Genomic DNA, 738 nt, shown 5'->3' on the forward strand with positions numbered 1-738 from the left:
TGCACGACGCGGCACAGTTCGATCCGGCGTTCTTCGGGATCAGTCCGCGTGAGGCTTTGGCGATGGATCCGCAGCAGCGGTTGTTGTTGGAGGCGTCGTGGGAGGCGTTCGAGTCGGCCGGTATTGACCCGGCCGTCCTGCGCGGTTCGCCGACCGGGGTGTTCGCCGGCCTGATGTACCACGACTATGCGACGCGGTTGTTCGGCGTGGAGGACACCGAGGGGCACAGCGGTACGGGTACGTCGGGCTCGGTGGCGTCGGGTCGGGTGGCATATACGTTCGGGCTGGAGGGTCCGGCGGTCACCGTGGATACGGCGTGTTCGTCGTCGCTTGTCGCCTTGCATTGGGCGGTGCAGGCGTTGCGGTCCGGCGAGTGTGACATGGCGCTTGCCGGTGGTGTGACGGTGATGGCGACGCCGACGACGTTCGCCGAGTTCAGTCGTCAGCGTGGTCTGTCGTTCGATGGCAGGTGCAAGTCGTTCAGTGCGTCGGCGGATGGTACGGGCTGGTCCGAGGGTGTGGGCATGCTGCTGGTGGAGCGGCTCTCGGACGCGCAGCGCAACGGTCATCCGGTGCTGGCGGTGGTTCGCGGTAGTGCGGTGAATCAGGATGGTGCTTCCAACGGTTTGACCGCGCCGAATGGTCCGTCGCAGCAGCGAGTGATCCGGCAGGCCCTCGCCAACGCCGGTTTGGCTCCGGCCGAGGTTGATGTGGTGGAGGCGCACGGCACCGGTACGA

General features: G+C 66.7%; 1 protein-coding gene. It reads left to right on the plus strand.

Going from position 1 to position 738, the window contains the following annotated elements:
• A partial coding sequence (locus LPA41_RS40800) for a polyketide synthase (protein ID WP_229076862.1) occupies positions 1-738 on the plus strand: 738 nt, incomplete at both ends.

Origin of the sequence: Actinoplanes sp. DH11 (genome assembly GCF_020873875.1) — a bacterium.
Taxonomy (GTDB): Bacteria; Actinomycetota; Actinomycetes; order Mycobacteriales; family Micromonosporaceae; genus Actinoplanes.